General features: G+C 56.7%; 1 pseudogene. It reads left to right on the forward strand.

The features are described 5' to 3' along the window. Positions 1–231 (forward strand): annotated as a pseudogene (locus tag NE609_RS17435) (helicase RepA family protein); the annotation flags it as partial.

Consider the following 231-nt stretch of genomic DNA (forward strand, 5'->3'; position numbering starts at 1 on the left):
TATTCCGCAGTCTGGGAGACATTGCACAGGCTACCGGGTGCGCTATCGTGCTGATTGGACACCTGAACAAAGCCGCAGGAACGCAAAGCACCTATCGGGGATTAGGGTCTATCGACATTACGGCGGCAGTCCGCAGTCTGCTTTTTATCGGCAAGCTGAAGGACAGCCCCACAACGAGGGTGCTTATCCATGAGAAAAGCTCCCTTGCGCCGCCCGGACAGTCCCTTGCCT

The organism is Anaerotruncus sp. DFI.9.16 (assembly GCF_024461615.1).
Taxonomy (GTDB): domain Bacteria; phylum Bacillota; class Clostridia; order Oscillospirales; family Ruminococcaceae; genus Anaerotruncus; species Anaerotruncus massiliensis.